This window comes from Mitsuaria sp. TWR114 (assembly GCF_007997345.1).
This window is the reverse complement of sequence record NZ_VOSR01000887.1, coordinates 1-2,172: the sequence shown is the minus strand read 5'-3', so window position 1 is coordinate 2,172 and position 2,172 is coordinate 1. Positions and strand designations below refer to the sequence as shown.

Below are 2,172 nucleotides of genomic sequence, written 5' to 3'. Positions count from 1 at the left end.
CTGCTGCAGCGCGCCGGCCTGGACTATCACGAGTACGCGCCGGTTCTGCGGCACGCGGACTGGGCGCGCTTCCTGGCGACGGAACAGCCGGACGCGACGCGCCTGTTCGCGTTCACCACGCGCGGCAGCCGCCTGCTGCCGACGGTCGCGTTGAAGCCGGGCGACTGGCTGGTCTTCGGCTGCGAGACCTCCGGCCTGCCGCCGGCGCTGCGCGATGGTTTCCCGCTCGAGCAGCGCGTGCGGCTACCGATGCGCGAAGGCCAACGCAGCCTGAACCTCAGCAACGCGGTGGCGGTGGCGGTCTTCGAAGGCTGGCGGCAGAACGGCTACGCGGACGGCGTCTGAGCCAGGCGCTCACTCGCGCTCGAGCTTCAACTGCTTGATCAAGGCGCCCCAGCGCTGGCGCTCGTCGCGCATCAGGCTGTCCAGCCCTTCCGGCGAGGTGCCGGCGGCGCTGAAGAACAGCGGTAGCAGCTCGCGCCGGAAGGCCTCGCCGCGGACGATGCGGACCACCTCGTCCGACAGCCGCCGCACGATCGCCTCTGGTGTGCCGGCCGGCGCCAGCAGCGCCTGCCACGAGGTGGCCTCGAAGCCGGGATAGCCGGATTCGGCCACGGTCGGCAGCTCCGCGAGCGCGCCGAAGCGGCCGCGCTGGTCACCGCCAGCGCCTTCAGCTTGCCGGCCCGCACCTGCGGCATCGCGATGGCGGGCACCATGAAGCCGGCGTGGATCTGGCCCGCGAGCATCGCGCTGACGACCTGCGGGAACCCGGCATACGGCACGTGGACCATCGCCAGGCCAGCACGAGCAATGAACGAGGCCATCGCCAGATGCGCGGCGCTGCCGTTGCCGACGCTGCCGTAGTTGAGCTCGCCGGCGCGCCGCCTGGCCAGCGCGACGAACTGCGCGAGCGTCTCCACACCCAGCGACGGCGGCACGACCAGCACGTTCGGCGAGCTGGCGATGAAGCTCACCGCGCGCAGCTCTCGCTGCGGGTCGTAGGGCAGCGACTTCGCCAGCAGCGGCGCGGTGATCAGCGGTCCCTGGATGGTGAACAGCAGCGTGTGGCCATCGGGCGCGGCCTTCGCGACCGCGCCGGTGCCGATGTTGCCGCCCGCGCCCGGTTTGTTGTCGACGACCACCGGCTGGCCAAGCGTGTGCGCGAGCGGCTCGGCGAGATAGCGGGCCACCAGGTCCGGCGAGCTGCCACCCGGGAAGGGAACGACGAGACGGACTGGTCGCGACGGCCATGAGCCGGCGTTGCCGGCAGTTGCGGCGGCGATCGCAACAGCCGGCATCAGGCCAAGGCCGGTGCTCGCCGCCGTCGTGGTCGCCGCCGCGGCGGCGGCAAGCAGGTCGCGACGCTTCATGAGCCCGCTCATGCCATGGTCCTCATGCGCCGCACCGACATGTCCCACCCAGCGCGCCTCACCATTCGGACTTCGCTTGGCGCCCCATCAGCGCGTCCAGGGCCTCGTGCGGCGTCAGCCGGCCTTCGAGCACCTCGACGACCGCCGCGGTGATCGGCATGTCGACGCCAGCCCCGCGCGCCCGCGCCAGCACCGTCGGCGCGCTGTAGACGCCCTCGGCGACATGGCCCAGCTTCGCGAGGATGCCAGGCAGGTCCAGGCCCTCGGCCAGCAGCAGGCCGACGCGACGGTTGCGCGACAGATCGCCGGTGGCCGTCAGCACCAGGTCGCCCAGGCCAGCGAGCCCGAGCAGCGTCTCCGGCTGCGCGCCCAGCGCGAGCGCAAGCCGCTGCATCTCCGCCAGGCCGCGCGTGATCAGCGCGGCGCGGGCGTTGAGTCCCGGCCCCTGCCCGCCCTGCGCCTGCGCGACCAGCCGCAGGCCATCGGCGATCCCCACGGCGATCGCCATCACGTTCTTGACCGCGCCGCCCACCTCGACGCCGACCGGATCGGCCGACGAGTACACGCGCAGCCGCTCGCTGTGGAACGCCGACACGCCCAGCTGCGCCAGCGCGGCATCGCCCGAGGCGGACACCAGCGCCGTCGGCTGCCCGGCCGCCACTTCCTGCGCGAAGCTGGGACCCGACAGGACGCCGGTGGCCAGCCGCGGCGCGACCTCCCGGGCGATCTCGTGGCCGAGCAGGCCGGTGCCGGCCTCGAAGCCCTTGCACAGCCACAGCGCGGCCAGCAGGCCCAGCACCGC

General features: G+C 73.3%; 2 protein-coding genes and 1 pseudogene. 1 reads left to right on the top strand and 2 read right to left on the bottom strand.

The window, feature by feature from the left end; all coding sequences use genetic code 11:
- On the top strand, nucleotides 1-345 hold a 345-nt coding region (locus FUT87_RS25385), incomplete at its 5' end, for a tRNA (cytidine(34)-2'-O)-methyltransferase (RefSeq protein WP_147242799.1).
- Nucleotides 346-354: 9 nt separating this feature from the next.
- Here FUT87_RS25385 and FUT87_RS25380 read toward each other — a convergent pair.
- A pseudogene (locus FUT87_RS25380) lies at nucleotides 355-1,298 on the bottom strand (Bug family tripartite tricarboxylate transporter substrate binding protein).
- A gap of 130 nt (nucleotides 1,299-1,428) precedes the next feature.
- Nucleotides 1,429-2,172, bottom strand: a 744-nt coding sequence (locus FUT87_RS25375) for an NAD(P)H-dependent glycerol-3-phosphate dehydrogenase (RefSeq protein WP_147242798.1), incomplete at its 5' end; no start/stop codon positions are given.